Below are 18583 nucleotides of genomic sequence, written 5' to 3' on the forward strand. Positions count from 1 at the left end.
CTGCCAGGCCAGCAGCCGTTACTTCTCCAATGGCTTCATCGTCATCGGATCCCGCAGCGGCAATTCTGTCAATTTTCCGCCGGCAAGTTCAGCGAGCTTTACGGGGTGGTCGGGATGTCCCAAAAGAATTTCTTCCTGGTTCCCCACCGCAAGAATGACGAGTTGATCGAGCTCAAGGCGCCGCTGGGCGACACGTTTGACGTCCTCAGCCGTCACTGCCTGGATCTTCGGGCGCACTTTCTTCCAGTATTCCGGGTCTTTCGCGTAACGGCCCGTGAATTCGTCCAGCGCGAACTGGCTTGCGATCTGGCTTTTAGTCGCGAAGGTCCTCGGAAACCGCTCGATGAACCCGCGCTTCGCCACTTCCAATTCCTGTGCGCCGACCGCCTCATTCGCGATCCGCTTGAATTCCTCCAACACGATCGACGCAGCATAGGCAACCGTGCGCGACTTCGACTGAAACCCCGCCGTGACCGTGAGCGGATAATAAACCCCGCCAGGAATGCTCGAGAACGCGGAATACGCAAGTCCTTCATCAGAGCGAACCCGATTCATAATGCGCGAAGTGAATCCGCCTCCTCCAAGAACGTCGTTCATGATCGTAATGGTGAAATAATCCGGATCATCCCGCATGATCCCGGGAAGCATGATCGCAACACGCCCCTGGTTCACGTCAGGCTTGTTCACCACGTAAACGCCAGGTTTTGCAAAGCTCGTATTCGTTGGGATTGCGGGCGGGTTCTCGCCCTGGAAGGGCCAGTCCTTAAATAACGCTTCCAGCTTGGCCACCATCGCGTCCCGATCAAAATCGCCACTGGCAGCCACGACAAAGTTGGACGGATGAAACCAGCGGCGATGGAAATTCTCCAAGTCGGAACGCACGACGGATTCCACGGATGCAGCGGTGGAATATCGGTTCGCCCAGAAATCTTCGCCATAGGCGAGGAATGCCGCTTCACGCGATTCAATCGAACTGGAATCGTCGTTGCGCTGCTTCATTGCCTGGAGTGTCTGCTGCTTGCGCAGGGCGAGCTTGTCCTCCTGGAATCGGGGAGTCGTTAGCACCTCACGCAGGATCTGCAGGCCTTCATCCAAATCCTTGGAAAGCAGATTGAGGCTGACTGTTCCCTGTGAATCTCCGATCCCGGAGTTCAGGTTGGCAGCAAGGAATGCCAGCCGTTCCTCGAGCTCTTCCGCAGTGCGAGTCTGGGTGCCTCCGCGCGCGAGCAAATATCCAGTGACGCTGGCCAAACCTTCCTTACCTTCGGGCTCAAGATACGAACCCGTGCGCACGTAAACCTGGATCGTCGCAAGCGGCAGTTCCCGGTCGGGCACCACATACGCAACAGGTCCACTCCGCAACGGAACACGGTATTGGGCTGGCGAGGGCGGTTCGTAATCGAGAGGCGGGAATTCCAATTTTTCGGGACGGTCTGGAATCCCGGCCGACCTGGCGGCGATCGGCGAGGCAATGCCTTCAGCCGCCGCTGGGGGCCGGGCCGCGCCTGTGGCGGGCGTCTGCGTGCGGCTCTGGCAACCAGCCACTGCCGAGGCCAGGAGGATTGTGCTAAATACGGTTTTGAAGTTCATGCGACGAAAAACAGTGATTCTGCCGAGCTATTCAGATTTTTCTGCACTGGCCACAGCGCCGCTTCCGGCTTTGCGGGTGTAGATGGCAACGGCGCGGTTCTCTTTCGTGAAGTAGCGATCGGCCACCCGCTTGACATCCTCCGCTGTGACGGCCTGGATTTTCGGGCCCGCTTCATTGATTTCCTTCCAATCCCCGCTGCCTTCATTCCAAATCAAATGCATCAACACGGCCGAATTTGAAGTCAACCGCCGATACTCTGCCGCGGCGAAGTTGTTCTTTACCTTTTGAAGTTCTTCGGCCGGCACCTCTTCCTTTTTCAACCGCTCAATATTTTCGTAGATGCCTTTTTCCACCTCTTCCGGCGTGTGCCCCTCGCGCACCTCGCCGCCCGCATTGAAATAGCCTTCAAACTTCTGGGATCCCTGGGTGGCATATGCCTCGGTCGCGACACCTCTGCCCAAAACAAGATCCTTGTAAAGGCGGCCTGTGCGGGTCGAAAGCAGCTCCGAGAGGATGTCCAGCGCATACGAATCCTTGTGCCCGAACGGAACTGTGTGCCAGAGAATGTCGACCTGCGGATTCGTGTCGGCTTCGGCATACATTCGCTTCTCGGCAAGCTGCGGCACTTCCATCGTGACCACATCGGGCGGATTCCGGGTTCCACGCGGGATGCGCTCGAAATATTTGCGCGCGAAACGCTCCGCATCCGCCGACTTGAAGTCGCCCACCAGGATCAAGGTGATGTTCTGCGGCGAATAGTAGGTCGCATAGAATTCATCAGCCTGCGCCTTGGTGATGGCGGGAATATCCGACGGCCATCCAATCACCGGCCAGCCGTAGGGGGACGATTGCCAGAACAGCGCGCTGAACTGTTCCTGGAATTTTCCAAGCGGCGTGGAATCCGTTCGCATCCGCCGTTCCTCGAAGACCACGTCGCGTTCAGCATAAAACTCGCGGAACACAGGGTTCGCAAGGCGATCGGATTCCATCCACATCCAGAGTTCCAGCTTATTCGCGGGCACCGTTTCGAAGTAAGCGGTCATGTCCTCCGACGTAAACGCGTTCATCCCTGAAGCGCCCTGCCCGCGCAACAGCTGGTCAAACTCGTTCTTTACCAGGACTTTGCGTTGTTCCTCGATAAGGCGTGCAAATTCCTTTTCCAGTTCGCGGTAGCGTTCGGTCTTGTTCTCCGGCTTGAGGAGGTCCTCCACTTCGCCACGCCGGTACATGCCGCGCATCTTCGCTTCCTCCTGCCGCATTGCGTCACGCACGCGTTCCTGTTCGGCGATGATCTCGAGGTCACGTTTCAGGTCCTTGGTTCCAATCGTGTGCGTGCCCTTGAACATCATGTGCTCAAACAGATGCGCGATGCCGGTCATGCCCGGCTTCTCATTCACGCTGCCGACATGCGCGACCCAGCCGCCCGCGATCGTAGGCTCATCATGCCTCTCGACCATGAGCAGGTGCATGCCATTGGAGAGAGTGCGTTCGATGACAGGAACCTTCTGCGCAGGCAGCAGCGCAACGGTAAACAGCAACAAGGCGAGCGACAGAACAAAACGACTGGGATGTATTCTCATACCGGTTGATACGGTTTGATTGATTGCAAAAACAAAGGCTTGAGCCGGGTTTGGTTCCTGATGGCGGGAAGCTGCGCCAAAAAGGCCGGACGGTCAATCCCGCAGGAACGGGCCCGGCCAATCTCATACATCACGGGCTGGGTTGCACCCAAACGCCAAATTTCATTGGTGAATTCTTCCGCCCGGCCTATTGTGCCTCGACATTTGCATGAAGTGCCCTGCTGCTTTCAAATTCGCCCTCGGGCTTCTGATGACATTCGCGTGCTGCGCGGCATCCGCGCAGTTTCTTGATTCCTCCGCCGGGCTCGGCGCTGGATTGATGCGTCTGTTCGGTGACACCAAGGCGTTCACAGCCCAAGTGGACGTCCGGGTCTATGGCAGCGATCGCAAGGAGACGCTGCGGGCGCCGATGAATTTTGAATTGCTCGATGGCCGCATGCGCATGGACTTCGACATGTCGTCGATGCAGGGTTCTCTGATCCAGCCGGGGGTTACAAAGATCATGAACCAGGCGGGATTGAACCAGGTTGCGAGCATCATGCGGCTGGACAAGCGGCTGATCCACCTCGTGTTCAACCGCGCCCAAAGCTACATCAATCTCGAGATCCCCAGGCAGGAGGTGGAAGCGGCTGAAGCCAATGTGCAGGTCCAGCGGACGCCGCTTGGAAAGGAAACGATCGCCAATCGCTCCTGTTCAAAGAACAAGGTCGTTGTGAAGAATGCGAAGGGAGCGGCGTTGCTGGAAGCCACGACGTGGAACTCCGAGGAGATGCAGGGATTCCCGATCCAGATCATGGTGCAGACAAAGGAAGGCACCACCCTGCTCCGTTTTTCCCAGGTGAAGTTCACGCGCCCTGCTGCCAGCCGATTCGATCCGCCGCGCGGATTCACGAAATACGAGGACCAGGATGCGCTGTTGCTTGCGGCCATGCAGAAACGTGTTCCGCCTGTGACCTCTGTTGCGCCCGCCGCGGGAACCCAACCCGCGCCATCCAACCAGGCGAGCGCAGCGCCTCCCAAATCATCAACGTCAAAGCCACCCGCAACCGCCGCACGGCCAGCCCCCAAAGCCGTTCCGGCCGCCCCTCCGCGGAAAGCACCCCCAACGGCCGCGAGCCGCACCAATTCCGCCGCCCGCCCCACGCCGCAGCCTGCGGCTCCCGCGAAAAAGAAGCCGTGAGGCGGCACTTCGCGAACCGGGCAAATTCCCCGGCTTGGCCCGCCGGGCAACGCAGATAACTTGTCATATGCGCATTACGAACCTCAACCCGGACACCGACATTGGCGCCAGCAGCTGGCATCTCGAGATCGATGGACACGGGCTGCTCATGGATGCTGGCACCCATCCGAAACGCGAAGGCCGTGCCAGCCTGCCGCTCTATAACACCATCACTCAGCGTCCCGTGGATGCGATCGCGATCACACATTGCCATCACGATCATGTGGGTTCGCTCCCGGTTGCCGTCCGCCATTTTCCACGGGCGCATGTGTTGATGACTGAGTTGAGTTACTTCCTCGTCGAGCGGGTTCTGCACAACTCTGTAAACGTCATGACGCGGCAGCGTGACGAACTTGGCATTCGCGAATACCCGCTCTACAGCCACGACGAAGTCGATGACATCGCGCCACTCTTCCAAGGCTTCAAGATCAACCGCGAAATTGAATGGGCCGATTTCCAGAAGCTGCGTTCCGGGATGGAATCGCCCACGCTCGAGTTTTTCGATGCGGGGCATGCGCTCGGTTCGGCGGGGGTGCTGGTGCGAGGGCAGAAGCAGTCGATGTTCTACACGGGGGACGTTTGTTTTCACGATCAAACCATCCTCAAACGCGCCCGCTTCGAGGGCGTCAAGGCAGACGTCATGATCATGGAAACGACGCGAGGGAATCGAGCGGTCGAACCTGGATTCACACGGGCCGCCGAGATCGAACGGCTGAGCGTGTCCATTCGGCGCGTGCTCGACCAGCGCGGCTCCGTGCTCATTCCCAGCTTCGCGCTCGGACGCACGCAGGAAATCCTCGCGTTGCTGGCGCTCCTGATGCGCGAGGGAAGGCTCAAGCCGCAACCGATTTACATTGGCGGGCTTGGACGTGTCTTCACCGAGATCTACGATTTGGAATCCCACCGCACGAACCGCCAACTGCCCGACCTTCAACTGCACGAGGCATTGAACCTGATCGTTCTGGAGAAAGGCCAGGCCGAGGCGATGCGCCTGAACAGCCGCCTGTTCGTGCTCACCGCCGGGATGATGAGCGAGAAAACCGCGGCGCACGATCTTGCGCTGCGCATGATCGGCGACGAACGGATGGGCATTTTCCTTGTGGGTTACACAGATCCCGACACGCCAGGCGGACGATTGCGCCTCGCGAAACCCGGCGAACCGTTTCTGTTCAGTCCCAGCGGCGGCGAAGTTACCCGCCGCTGCCAGTTGGAGTCGTTCGATCTCACCGCGCATGCAAACCGCGACGAGCTGCTCGATTTCGTCGGTGAGGTCGATCCGCGCGTTGTGCTTTTGGGCCATGGCGACGCGGCTTCGCGGGCGTGGTTTGAAGAACAGATTCGATCGCGCTATCCGAAAATCCAGGTGGTCCAGCCGGAACCAGGAAAGGTCGTGGAGGTGTGAAGCTGCCAAGAAATTCCTTTGATCCGGACCGTGTTTGAAGGAAAACATTGAGCCGTGCAAATTCGTTTCCTTCTCGGACCTGCTGGCACAGGCAAGACATTCCGCTGCCTGGCAGAGATCCGCGAAGTCCTGCACCAGAATCCGGCCGGACCCGCCCTGATTCTCCTCGCGCCCAAGCAGGCCACGTTTCAACTGGAACGCCAGCTTCTCGCTGACCCGCATCTGCCGGGCTTCACGCGACTGCATATCCTGTCATTTGAACGGCTGGCCCGCTTTGTTTTTCAGCAACTCGATCAGCCGGAACCCGAGCTCCTCGCGGAGGAAGGACGCGTCATGGTGCTGCGCGCGTTATTGGAACAACACCGCGACCAGCTTCACGTGTTTCGTGCCACGGCGCGGCTTCCAGGCTTTGCGCGCCAGCTCAGCCAGTTGCTCCGCGAATTGCATCGATCGCATCTGAGCTCCGCGCGGCTGGACGAGCTCGCGTCTCGCCTTGCGGATCGCGAGCGGCTTCCCGCAAAGCTTCAGGATATCGCGATCATTTCACGCGCCTATTCAGAATGGCTGAAGGCTCACCAACTCGAAGATGCGGACACGCTGCTTGATCTTGCAACGGCCGCCCTGCGCAACGCTCAAGGCACGGCAAAAGCATTTCGATTGGAGGCGCTCTGGCTCGACGGCTTCGCGCAAATGACGCCACAGGAGCATGCGTTGCTCACCGCGCTGATCATGAGCAGCCAGCGCGCGACGCTCGCGTTCTGTCTGGATGCGGAGCCTTCGGAAACTCCGCCGTGGCATTCGCCGTGGGCGGAAGTCGCCCAGACGTTCCTGCGCTGTCGCGATGCCTTGCGCAGCCTTCCCCAGGCTCACGTCACGGTTGAAGTTCTGCGCAGGGATTCAAGCCGCAGCCGCTTCATTGGCGGCTCAGCGCTGGAACATATGGAAAAGCATTGCGGATTCGCCCGGCAGAACGCGTGCCCGCCGGATGGGGATCGCAGCATCCGAATCATTGCCTGCTCCCAACCGGAAGCGGAAGCGGAATGGATCGCCCGGCAGATCCGCCATCACGCCCGCGCAGGAGGCCGATACAGGGATGTCGCAGTGGTCCTGCGCAGCCTGGAAAGTCATAGCGACGTGTTCCGCACAGTATTTGCGCGATACGAAATTCCGTTCTTCCTCGATCGCCGCGAACCTGTTGCGCATCACCCGCTCGCCGAGCTGACGCGTCATGCGTTGCGCATCGCTGCGTACGGTTGGGAACACGACGATTGGTTTGCCGCGTTGAAAACGGGACTCGTCAGCCGCGATCAGGGCGGTATGGATTGGCTCGAGAATGAGGCCCTCGCGCGTGGATGGCATGGTGCGGCGTTCTGGTCGCAGCCGATTCAATTGGATGCCCCTGAGGGGATCGTTCAGCGTCTCGAACTTCTTCGTCAACACATCACGCCGCCATTCGTGCAGTTCATCGCGCATTTGAATTCAAGCGATCAGCGCATTTCAGGAATGCAGCTGGCATCCGCCCTTCAGTCGCTGTGGTCGGCACTGCGCGTGGACCGCCAACTGCAGGAGTGGAGCGATGCCGCCGAAGCCGGCGGACGGCTTCCCAATCCCGCCCTTCATAAAACCGTTTGGGACCAGATGCTCGCGTGGCTGGATAACATCCAACTTGCTTTCGGAGACGACGCGTTTCGCGCGACAGAGTGGTTGCCGATTGTGGAAGCCGGCCTTGGCAACCTGACGGTAGGCGCCGTTCCGCCCGCATTGGACCAGGTGCTCGTTGGCGCGGTCGACCGTTCCCGCAATCCCGAACTGCAAATGGTCTTCGTGCCGGGAATGAATGAAGGAATTTTTCCCGCGCCGCCGCCCGCGCCCAACCTTCTGAGCCACTCGGAAAGAGACACGCTCGCGGAGCACCACGCGTCGCTCGGCCCCGGGTTGCTGCACCAGCTTGGGCTGGAACGCTATTACGCTTACGTCGCCTGCACGCGCGCACGCGAACAACTTGTCATCACGTATGCCGAGCGGGACGGCCGTGGCCGCGAACTGAATCCGTCAGTGATTGTTACCGACCTTCAGCGCCAGCTTCCTTCAATTGCATTTGAATCGTTTGCAGGCGTCACGCAACTGCTCGACACCGTCGGCAACACTGAGGAACCGCCCCTGGAGCATTGGACGGAAGCGGTGGTGCACCTCCTGCGCAATCCATGGGCGGGCGCCACAGCCGGGCCTGGCGGCATCAACGCCGCAATGGACGCGGCGATCGCCAAATGGAATGCCTTGTCGCGCGCTGCCGCAGAGCATCAGCTCGCGCCTGACCTCGTCAGCCGCATTCATGGCGCTGAACTGCGGACCTCGGTGAGCGCCCTCGAAGATTTTGCGGCCTGTCCTTTTCGGTTCTTCGTCGGGCACGGATTGCGCGCTGGCGAACGGTTGGAATTCGAGATCGATGCCCGCGAGAAGGGAAGTTTCCAGCACGAGATCCTGCAGGAGTTTCATCACCGCGTGGCCCGCAGCGGCCGGCGATGGCGCGATGTCCCGCCTTCCGAGGCGCGCGCCATGGTCCGCGAAATTGGGGATCAACTGGTGGGCAGTTTCAAGGACGGCCTGTTCACCGCGGCTCAAACACGCCGCTTCACTGCGAGAATGTTGATCGAAGGACTCGAGCGCCTCGTGGAAACCCTCGTCACCTGGAACGCCCAGTATCAATTTGACCCTGCCATGGTCGAAGCGGGTTTCGGCCTGAAGGAATCGGAACTGCCCGGCTGGCGCATTGACCTCGATGACCAGCACGCCCTCATTCTCCGTGGCCGCATCGATCGCATCGACCTCTGTCCCATTCCCGAAACCGGCGCGACGCTCGCGGTCGTCATTGACTACAAATCGAGCCAGCGCGAACTCGATTCCGTGTTGCTCGATCACGGCCTGCAACTACAGTTGCTCGCTTACCTCGGAGCGCTGGAGCAATTCCGCAATTTGGATTCCCTGAACGCTCCGCGCCTGATCCCCGCGGGCGCTTTTTACGTGGCACTGAACGGCGGAATACAGTCCGCGAAAAATCGAAACGAGGAACGAGCCCAACGCGACCAGGCGCGGCAGGCGGCGTCGCAGCATCGCGGCCGCTTTGATGGCGGCTACCTGGCTCACTTTGATGCAAGCGGGCGGAATCGCGGCGAACAGTTTCGTTTCTCACGCAAACGAAATGGCGAATTCGCGCGCACGGCCAACGAAGCGCTCAGTTCGGCCGAGTTCCAGGCGCTCGTTCGCAAGGTCGAAGACTTCCTGCGCCGGCATGGCCAGGAAATTTATTCCGGCCACGCAGCCATCTCCCCGTTTCGGTACCGTGGCCAGATTGCCTGCACCTATTGCGATTACCAGCCAGTCTGCCGGTTCGATCCATGGACGCAGCCTTTTCGCGTCCTGCGCCCGGTCGCTTCATGAAGGACGTGCTCACCCCCAGCCAGCAACAGGCAATCGCTGCACGAGGCAACGTGCTCGTTGTCGCGGGGGCCGGCACTGGAAAAACCAGCACGCTGGTGCAGCGATGCATGAAGCTCCTGGCCGAGGGGGCCTCGCTGGAAAACATCCTGATGGTCACGTTCACGGAAGCCGCCGCCGTGGAAATGCGCGGCAGGATCCGCGACGCCATTCTCGCAAGGCTGGATGCATCCAGCGATGGGGGCAGCGAAACATTGCTTCATTTTCAAAGACAGATCGCCCTGCTCGACTCAGCGTGGATCTGCACCCTTCACAGTTTCTGTCTGCAACTGGTGCGCGAGCATTTTGACGAAATCGGAATCGATCCCGACGTTGCAATCCTGGACGAACAGCAGGCCCGCCCGTTGTCTCAGCAAATTCTTGATGCGCAGTTCGAGGCGCATTACGCGGGAAGCGACCCGGCGAGTCTGCAGGTGCAGCGGTTGGTGCGGATTCAGGGACGCGGATCAGACGAGAGAATACGAACGCTGGTCCTGAAGCTGCATCGCTATGCGTTATCGCTCGCACAGCCCGGGCTGTGGTTCGCACAACAACGCACAGCGTTTGAATCTTCACAACCTCTCCAATGGCGCGAATGGTTCAAGCAGGGTTTCATGGAATGGAGGCAATGGTGGCTGCCCGTGCTCAGCGACTTCAGCGCCACCCCTGCCGTTGCGATGGCGGTAAACTCGCTTGAGGAACTGCCCGTTCAGCCGCAACTGACCGAGGTCGGGTCCACCCTTCGCACGATCATTGCTGCCGACGAAAACGACGAGAACTGGCCGCTCGGCTCGAAGAAGGAAGTGCGCAGCCAACTGAAACAGTTCTTCACGGAAGCCGAGTTCCTTGCGTCGCTTTCTCCTGTCGATGGCACCGACGCCCTCGGCGAGGATTGGGAACTGGTGCGTCACGACATGCACACGCTGCTTGAGCTTGCTGAAGAATTTGGAGTGAAATTCAGCGAGGCGAAGCGCGACATGGGAGGGATCGACTTCGCCGACCTCGAACAGTTCGCATTGCGTATTTTGCGTGATGCCGATGGCCAGCCGAGCCCTGCCGCGCAGGAATGGCGCCGCCGCCTGAGCCATGTGTTCGTTGATGAGTATCAGGATATCAACGCGGCACAGGACTCGATCCTGAGCGCCCTCAGCCGCGAAGGCGCGGATGCGAATCGCTTTCTTGTAGGCGACGTGAAGCAGAGCATCTACCGCTTTCGGCTCGCAGATCCCTCCATCTTCCGGCGTTATGAGCGGCTCTGGTCTGCCGAGACGGGGTCATGGCGCATTTCACTCGCGGAGAATTTTCGAAGTCGCAAGGGCATCCTGCAATTCGTCAACGAATGGTGCAGCGCCCTGATGCGTGACGAGGTGGGCGGCGTCAGTTATGAGCCGCTCGTTTTTGGCGGCCCCGATGCGCGCGGTGTTCTTGCGTCGAGTGAATCCGGCCCGCGCGTTGAACTGCATCTGATCACGCGCAGCGACGGCAGCAATGGTGAATCCGCCGAAAGCCCTGAAGCCGGCGAGGTGGCGGACTTGCTGGGAACGGAGCGCGAGGCGCGCCTCGTCGGGTTGCGACTGCGGGCACTGCATCAGGCGCAGCACGCGGTCTGGGACAAGGTGCAGGGGCAGTTCCGAGCGGTGCGCTGGAGCGACATTGCGGTGCTGCTGCGTTCCCCAAGAAGCCGTGTGGAGGCATTTGCCAAGGAATTTGCGGCGCTTGGAATTCCGCTCGAGGCGGCCCGCGGCGGATTTCTCGAGAGCACGGAAGTCAGCGACGTCGTTGCGCTATTGAAGCTGCTTGATAATCCATTGCAGGACATTCCGCTGCTGGCAGTGCTGCACTCGCCGTTCGTTGGAATGTCGGTTTCGGAACTGGCAGAGATTCGCGCCGCGGAACAGCCGGAGAATCGTGCGAAGTATTTCTGGCAGGCGGCCCGCCATTTTCTCGAGTCGGCCGATCGCACCTGCACTGCCTGGCAGAAGCTGGACAGGTTCCTTCAGCAGTTGAGCGGCTGGCGCGAACTCATCCGCCAGAGCTCGCTCTCTCACTGTATTGAAACCGCGCTCGCCGACACGCATTACGAACTTCTGTTGCGAGCGGCGCCGCGCGGGGAACAACAGGCCGCGAACGTCCGCCGCCTTCTGGACCTGGCTCGCGAGTATGATCCCTTCCAGCGGCAGGGCCTCTTTCGGTTTCTTCGTTTTTTGGCGGCGCAGGAGGACGATCCCATGGAACTCGAGCCCGGCGCGGTTTCGCTCGATGCCGTCCAGTTGACGAGCATTCATCGCAGCAAGGGTCTTGAGTTTCCAGTCGTCGTGCTCGCGTGCATGGGTTCGCGCTTCAACGAACGCGACCTGAACGAAAGCATCATTCTCGACGACCGCTACGGCGTGTGCGCGAAGGTTGCGCCGCCCGACAGTGACCAGCGATATCCAAGCCTTCCGCAATGGCTCGCCCGCAGGCGGCAGCGGGTTGAATTGCTTGGCGAGGAATTGCGCCTGCTCTACGTAGCACTGACCCGCGCGCGGGACACCATTTTGCTGGTCGGTTCGGAATCGCGCAAGGGGAACGGCCGCTGGGAGTCGGAAGAGCTTTCAGCCTTGTCGGACCAGGAGATCGTGTGCGCGCGCAGCTGCCTGGACTGGCTGCGGCTCTGGCTGCCGCACGTCACGCGGGATGGCGATTGGACCGATGAACATGCGGGCCGCAACGCGCTGCTGACGTGGTCACTTTACGATGAGTGCGATCCACGCTTTGTTCTCGCGCCCCCCGATTCAGCCAAGCCGCCGGATGCGCAATCGGAACAGGTTTTCCACGGGTTGGATCCGCGGGTGCATGAACGTCTCACCTGGAATTACCCGCACGCGGCGGCGGCATCGCAACTCGCGAAGAACAGCGTCACGGAATTGCGTCGCGGGGCTGCCGATGACGACTCCGCGGCGGTGCCGTATGCACGACCGCGATCCTTTCAATTCCCCGCACAAAAAGCACGGCGCCTCAGCGCGACTGACACTGGAAACGCCCACCACCTTTTTCTCCAGCGCGTTTCGCTGGCCGCCGGGGCCGCGGAAAAAAATTTGCGAAACGAGGCGAAACGCCTGAAGGACAGCGGATGGCTTACGGCGGAACAAGCCGCGGCACTTGATTTCTCTGGCCTGGCTGCGTTCTGGCAATCTGGCTACGGACGCGAAATCGCGATGCATTCGGCAGAGGTGCACCGTGAGCTTGCCTTCACCGCGCGCCTCAACCCCACGGATCTCGCATCGCTGGGATTGGCAGCGGGAAGCGCGCTTGACCCGCAGGAGTTCATCGTTGTCCAGGGAGTAGCCGACCTTGTCGTGATCCGTCCGAACGAACTGTGGATTGTGGATTTCAAAACGGATGCGGTGACGGAACTTGAGATTCCGGCGAAGTTGCGGGCTTATCAACCACAGCTGCGCCTCTACGGGCTGGCCTTGTCGCGCATTTACGCGCGGCCGGTGACGCGTTGTGCACTATATTTCCTGGCCACACGGGACCTGGTGAACGTGCCGCTGCCGCCTGTATCCGTCTGAGAAAACCTTCGCCTTGGCGGGGGAGTTGTTCTAAACAAGTCCGCATGCCTCCCGTTCGCGATCTGATCCGTGGTGTGAAGCGCCGTCTGAAAGCGTTTCGAACGGCAGGGCGTCCCGACCTCGACCAACTCCTGAATGGTTATCGCCACACGGCCATGCTTTACGTTGCGGCGAAGCTTCGCCTGCCTGACCGTCTCTCTGATCTTCCAAGAAGCAGCGCAGAGCTCGCCGCGCAACTTCCAGCCCATGAACCATCGCTAAATCGCTTGCTGCGCGGATTGGTGGCGCTCGGGATCTGTGCCCAGGATTCCGCGGGAAAATTTCATCTCACAGCAATTGGAAAACGGTTGCAGAGCACTTATGGCGGATCCCATTTCCGGCTCGCGTTGCTCAATGGCGAAGAATACGCGCCCGCATGGAATCACCTGCTCCACAGTGTCCGCACGGGCGAGGCCGCGTTTGATCACGCATTCGGCCAAAGTCCGTGGGAACATCGGCGTGCAAATCCCGAGTTGAATGAGTCGTTCAACCAATGGCTGGAACACGGCGCAACAGCCGCAGGCCGAGCGCTGGTCAAGGCCCTCGACTTCTCCAGATACCCCACGGTGGCGGACGTCGGGGGCGGCAACGGGTGGCTCCTCGCCGAAGTTCTGAGAGCGCATTCCACTGTGCGCGCGATGCTGGTGGACCAGCCGCACGTCATCGAAGCGGCGCAGCCGGCGTTGACACAGGCTGGACTCGCGGGACGCATCCAGTTTCACGCCGTTGACTTTTTCGAAGCGATTCCAGCAGGCGCTGATCTCTACATCCTGAAAAGCATTTTGCATGACTGGAACGATCTTCAATGCCTGACGATATTGAAGCGTTGTCATGCCGCCATGCGTGCAGGCCAGCCGCTGCTCGTCATTGAACGGCTCCTTCCGCGCGACGCGACGGAAAACAGTCCTGTCATTCTTGGCGATCTCCACATGCTCGCTGTGACGGGCGGGCAGGAACGCACGCTTCAAGCGTATGAATCTCTTCTCGTGAGCGCGGGGTTTCGGATGGAAAACGTGACGCACCTTCGAACCGGCCACGCCCTGGTCAAAGTCACCCGCGCTCCATGAACCCTGCAACCGTTCCAGCCTATTGGGATCTCATGGCTCTGCAATTCCGGCATCAACAGCCGCCGTTGCGCCCCTGCGCTGAGGACGTTCGCATCCATGAGGAAACCCTGAGATCGTGGATCCGGCATCATCCCAACCGCCGCATGAATGCCCTGCTGCTCGGAGTCACGCCCGAGCTGGCGGACATGAATTGGCCCGACAGCAGCCAGCTCCTGGCGATGGAAAGGTCACAACGCATGATTGAGCACGTCTGGCCTGGCGACATCGAGGGACACCGCCGCGTGATCTGCGACAACTGGTTTTCAGCTGAGCTGCCAGAGCAATCCTTTGACGTTGTGATTGGGGACGGCGTGCTGACCGGCCTTTCCTATCCACTGCGGTACCGCGAGATTGCACACAGGGTCTCGCGCTGGCTAAGGCCTGACGGCCTGCTGCTGCTCCGCGCATTCATCCGCCCTTCGGTTCCTGAAACGCTCGAACGCATCGCGGCCGATCTCGTGGCGAATCGAATTCCGCGGTTTGATATCCTGAAGTGGCGGCTTGCAATGTCGCAGCAGGAAACGGCTGAGCGCGGGGTCGAATTGAACGCGATCCACTCAGCCTGGCTGCAACTCGCGGAGCGATTCGAAACGGCAATCAAAGCGGCACGCTGGCCGCAACCCACGATCGAGACCATCGAGCTTTATGCGGGCCGCGCAGAGCGTTACTCGTTTCCGTCACTCGCCGAACTGGATAACGCGTTCGCGGATGCATTCACACCCGTGTCGATGACATTGCCGCGATACGCATTTGGGGAGCAGTGTCCCATTCGCGTTTATGCGCCGCGCCACTGGGGGTCTAGAAGAAGGAATTGATTCCTGGCGCTAGCTTGCTGGCGCTGGCCCGCAACCGCGCCGGGGGCTGAATCAAGCCAGGAGTGCGATTCACATCAAACAGCACCACGCGGCCATCACGCATTACAAAATCCATTTTTCCGTAATCGATTCCAAGCTCCCGCCGCAGGGCCACGATTTCGTCGGGAACGGGAATCTCTTCGCGTGTCACGACGCTTTTCATTTTCACAATGGGTTCGCGCGACCCGAGTCGCGCACAATACCCGCAGTCGCCAAGGAACTGGTAAATGCGCAGGTAATAAAAGCCGTTCTCGACCTCAGGCAGAAACTTTTCAACCACCAAAGCCGGGTTCCCAAACACCGCGGCCGGAACATCACAGCGCGATTTGAAGATGCGGTATTCAGTCGTCGGCAAGGTCTTTAACCCTGACCAATCAGGTTCGGTGCCTGACGGTTTTCCGAAGAGCGATTGCCACCAACGCCTCCGGGTCGGGCGCACTGACGTTCCACAAAGCCGCGCTTCCGGCATCCCGCCATAGTTCAGGTTCGTCTTCACAATGACGGGACCCTCATAGGCATCCTTCGAATCAATAAGATTCCGACTGATCACCCGCTTGGAAATATCGGAAAGGTTCCGGTTAGCCACCCGGGGGAAGCGCTCCATTGCCTTCGCGTATTCGTGCGGCAGGACTGTGAGATCAATATGCGGGATCAGCAGGTCCGCATCAGCCTTCCCGTCCGGCCCTTTCAAGACCCGGATTTCGATCCCTTCACTTCGCCAGACGTCGCACAGTGCCCAGATGAAGTAGCGCTGCCTGCGCGGATAGGAATCCGTCTCGTGCAGGAGAATGGCGATCGCGCGCTTTTGTGCCATGCGACAATCAGGTTTTGCCCAGTGTGAAGTCGATCAGCATCTTCCTGACTCCCGCTCCGGAGACGGCAAGTTCAAAAGCCTCCTGGACCGCGGCAAGGCTGAATCGATGCGAGATGAGTGGAGAGAGATCGATCGCGCCGCTCGCAATCAGTTGCAGCGCCATTTCAAAATCCGCGCGCGTGTATGCGCGGATGCCTGTGAGGGAAAGCTCGCGAAAGAACACCTGGAAAAGGTCGACCGCCGTTTGCTGCGATTGTATTCCAACGACGATGAGCCGGCCGTGAACGGCTGCAAGGCGCGTCATGATCAAGGCGGCATCCGCGGATCCCGACGCTTCGATCACAACGTCAGCTCCCGCCCCGCCCGCCCAATGGTTGACCCGTTCCACGACGTTTCCGGTGGGATCGCAGGTGTCCAGTCCGAGCGTCGTGGCGAATTCCCGCCGTGCACGATTGGTTTCTAGCAACACAACTCGCCCGCCTGCTCGCTGCGCAAGCAAGCCGATCAGACTCCCAATGGTTCCCGCACCCAACACCACCACGGATTCTTTCACAGAAATTTGTGCAACACGTGTGGCATGAACGGCAACCGCGAGCGGCTCAACCATTGCGGCGTGATCGTCTGAAATTGAATCAGGAACGCGATGCAGCCGGCCGCCTGGAACGGCCCAGAACTCCTGCAGCGCTCCATTCGCATCGATGCCAAGAAACCGCAGGTTTTCGCACACATGCGTCAACCCGCGTTTGCATGCATCACAGGTGTGGCAGGAAAGGGTTGGCTCCACCACCACGCGATCGCCCGGGCCGAAGCGTCCATCGGCAGCGGGAATGGCAATGATACCCACCATTTCATGACCCAGGATGCGTCCCGGTTTTGCGCGATGCGGCATGCCGCCGCGAAAGATCAGGAGGTCGGTGCCGCAGATGCCGACGCGCCGCAGTTGCAACAAGGCCTGACCAGGCGCAATCGCGGGAACGTGTGTGTCAATGACTTCGAACCTGCCCGTTCCCCGGAAGATGGCGGCCTTCACGGGATCGCGCGATCAGAGAAGGTTGGATTGGCCGCGCTCTGCCGCTTCGACGGGAGCCGCGGGTTCCACCGCGCCGGCATCGGGCGTGGCCGTGTCTTCCATCGCCGGGTTGGCAGCGGATTCCAATTGAACCACTGCGGGCCTGATCATGCGGCCCTGGAAAGTGTATCCGGCAGCCACTGTGCTCGCGATCTTTGATCCCTCAGGGACAGGAGCGTTGCTGTCGAGCACTTGATGCTTCTGCCCGTCGAACAACTCCAAAGGCGCCGCCGAGAAAGGAACCAGTCCGATGCGCCGCGCTGCGTCCACGCAAGCCGCCTGGAAACGGTTGATCTGTTCGGTCACACCGGGCTGCCGCGCACGTTGTGCCGCCTGATGCAGGGCGAAGATATGATCCAGCATCCGCACGATCACCTGGAGCGACTCGACCTCGCCACGCCGCAACTTGTCGATCTCAAGCCGCAACGTTGCCTTCTCGCCGTCGTTTGTCTTCTCGATGAATTGGTTGAACGCCTTCACTTCGGCGGCCATTCCGTCGGCGATACCCTTTGCGGCCGCCGCGGTCTTGTCAGCCGCGTCGCGAATCGAAAGCCATTGTCCAGTGGCATCGCTAATCTGGCCTGAGAGCTTTTCCAGGTTCTCCAATTGAGAAGCGGTTGAAATGAGTTTTTCCGTCTCAGCGAACTTTAGTTCCGCCTGATAGTCCTTGAGAAAGGGCGTGATGCTGATCCAGGCGCCGATTGCGACGCACGCAACGTACGCAAACACTTCAATCCCGCCGGTCGGGTGGGCACTGCGGCTGTGGATGAACCAGGCGAGCGCGATCAAAAGGGCATCAGCGAGGAAGAACGGCCATTTGGAAATCTTCGGGGCAGTGACTGCAGTCATTGCGGCATGGTGTAACGGAACGGCCTTGGCACTTCAAGTTTTCCTCGACTCGCCCCGCCTGAGCCTCGCAAGTTTCGGCCATGCGGACCTGCGTCATCTTCAATCCCACCGCCCGCGGCGACAAGGCGCGGCATTTCCGGCGGCACCTGGATGAAATCGGAGCGGACGCAACGCTGATGCAAACCACCGGTCCAGGTGCGGCGCGAACTCTCGCGCAGGAAGCTGTCGCGGCGGGATTCGAAGTCGTGGTGGCAGCGGGCGGCGACGGCACCGTCAACGAGGTGCTCAATGGGATTGGCGATGTGCCGGACGGATTTGCCCGTGCTGCGCTGGGCGTTCTTCCGCTGGGAACGGTAAATGTATTTGCGCGTGAGCTGAAGATCCCGCGCGGGCTCACCCAGGCGTGGCAGACGATCCAGGGACAGCGCCGCCTCTGCATTGATTTGCCCTGTGCGGAGTTCACGTCCGGATCGCGGCGCGTCACGCGCCATTTCGCACAACTCGCCGGCGCAGGTCTCGACGCCCGCGCCATCGAACTCGTGCACTGGCCCTTGAAGAAAAAAATCGGGCCGCTCGCATATGTCGTCGCGGGCATTCATGCACTGCGCCAGCGCCAGGCCAGTCTCGTTTGGAATGATGGAAAGAGGTCCATCTCCGGCGAATTAATCCTGGTGGGAAATGGACGGCTCTATGGGGGTGGGTTCGCGTTGTTTCCCGAGGCAGACCTCGGAGACGCATTGTTGGAGGTCTCGATTTTTCCGAAGGTGAATTGGATGGTCCTTGCCCGATGCGGCCCCTCACTCCTGTTAAAGCGCCGCGTTCCCCCGGGAGTTATCATCAACGTCCGGGAATCGTCTTTCTCAATCGAGTGCACTGGCAAGGCAGCGGTCGAACTGGATGGCGAATTGGCGGGGCACCTGCCGGCAAAATTCAGTATTGCGCGGCGCCGGCTGCAGGTGGTGGTGCCTGAATGGGTGCTGCACCCTATTTCAGTTCGCACCCTGCTGGACAAAGTTTAACCGCAATCTCGGG

At 60.1% G+C, this 18583-nt stretch carries 12 protein-coding genes; 7 read left to right on the forward strand and 5 right to left on the reverse strand.

All coding sequences use genetic code 11. The features are described 5' to 3' along the window. Positions 1–18: 18 nt before the first annotated feature. Both VEH04_05690 and VEH04_05695 read right to left on the reverse strand, forming a co-directional pair. The gene (locus tag VEH04_05690; protein HYG22258.1) at positions 19–1590 is read right to left on the reverse strand and encodes a pitrilysin family protein; all 1572 of its coding nucleotides are present in this window, start codon (positions 1588–1590) and stop codon (positions 19–21) included. Positions 1591–1617: 27 nt separating this feature from the next. Next, positions 1618–3171 (reverse strand): pitrilysin family protein, encoded by a 1554-nt coding sequence (locus tag VEH04_05695; GenBank protein HYG22259.1) that lies wholly within the window; start codon positions 3169–3171, stop codon positions 1618–1620. Positions 3172–3379: 208 nt separating this feature from the next. On the opposite strand from VEH04_05695, the gene VEH04_05700 reads away from it, so the two are divergent. The 6 genes from VEH04_05700 to VEH04_05725 all read left to right on the forward strand — a co-directional run bounded on the left by VEH04_05700 (position 3380) and on the right by VEH04_05725 (position 14780). Next, positions 3380–4351 carry a hypothetical protein gene (locus VEH04_05700; GenBank protein HYG22260.1) on the forward strand — a complete coding sequence of 324 codons (972 nt, stop codon included), beginning with the start codon at positions 3380–3382 and terminating at the stop codon, positions 4349–4351. A gap of 67 nt (positions 4352–4418) precedes the next feature. Next, positions 4419–5792 (forward strand): MBL fold metallo-hydrolase, encoded by a 1374-nt coding sequence (locus tag VEH04_05705; GenBank protein ID HYG22261.1) that lies wholly within the window; start codon positions 4419–4421, stop codon positions 5790–5792. 54 nt (positions 5793–5846) lie between these two features. Further along, positions 5847–9230 (forward strand): PD-(D/E)XK nuclease family protein, encoded by a 3384-nt coding sequence (locus VEH04_05710; GenBank protein ID HYG22262.1) that lies wholly within the window; start codon positions 5847–5849, stop codon positions 9228–9230. Then, positions 9188–12820, forward strand: a complete 3633-nt coding sequence (locus tag VEH04_05715; GenBank protein ID HYG22263.1) for a UvrD-helicase domain-containing protein — start codon at positions 9188–9190, stop codon at positions 12818–12820. The genes VEH04_05710 and VEH04_05715 overlap by 43 nt, the downstream gene beginning before the upstream one ends. Positions 12821–12864: 44 nt before the next feature. After that, positions 12865–13926: a methyltransferase gene (locus VEH04_05720; GenBank protein HYG22264.1), complete on the forward strand. Its 1062-nt coding sequence runs from the start codon at positions 12865–12867 to the stop codon at positions 13924–13926. Continuing rightward, positions 13923–14780: a class I SAM-dependent methyltransferase gene (locus VEH04_05725; GenBank protein HYG22265.1), complete on the forward strand. Its 858-nt coding sequence runs from the start codon at positions 13923–13925 to the stop codon at positions 14778–14780. Before VEH04_05720 ends, VEH04_05725 begins: the two co-directional genes overlap by 4 nt. Here the strand turns inward: VEH04_05725 and VEH04_05730 are convergent. From VEH04_05730 to grpE, 3 genes are read right to left on the reverse strand one after another with little or no spacing between them, the layout of a single operon-like run. Further along, complete coding sequence (locus VEH04_05730) at positions 14764–15633, reverse strand: hypothetical protein (protein ID HYG22266.1); 870 nt, start codon at positions 15631–15633, stop codon at positions 14764–14766. The two genes, VEH04_05725 and VEH04_05730, sit on opposite strands and share 17 nt — an antisense overlap. Positions 15634–15640: 7 nt before the next feature. Beyond that, on the reverse strand, positions 15641–16663 hold the full coding sequence (locus tag VEH04_05735; protein HYG22267.1) for an alcohol dehydrogenase catalytic domain-containing protein: 1023 nt from the start codon (positions 16661–16663) through the stop codon (positions 15641–15643). A 12-nt stretch (positions 16664–16675) separates the two neighbouring features. Beyond that, positions 16676–17551: a nucleotide exchange factor GrpE gene (gene grpE, locus VEH04_05740; GenBank protein ID HYG22268.1), complete on the reverse strand. Its 876-nt coding sequence runs from the start codon at positions 17549–17551 to the stop codon at positions 16676–16678. Positions 17552–17631: 80 nt separating this feature from the next. On the opposite strand from grpE, the gene VEH04_05745 reads away from it, so the two are divergent. Further along, positions 17632–18570 (forward strand): diacylglycerol kinase family protein, encoded by a 939-nt coding sequence (locus VEH04_05745; protein HYG22269.1) that lies wholly within the window; start codon positions 17632–17634, stop codon positions 18568–18570. Positions 18571–18583 lie beyond the last annotated feature (13 nt).

This window comes from Verrucomicrobiia bacterium (assembly GCA_035629175.1).
Lineage (GTDB): Bacteria > Verrucomicrobiota > Verrucomicrobiia > Limisphaerales > DASXHY01 > DASXHY01.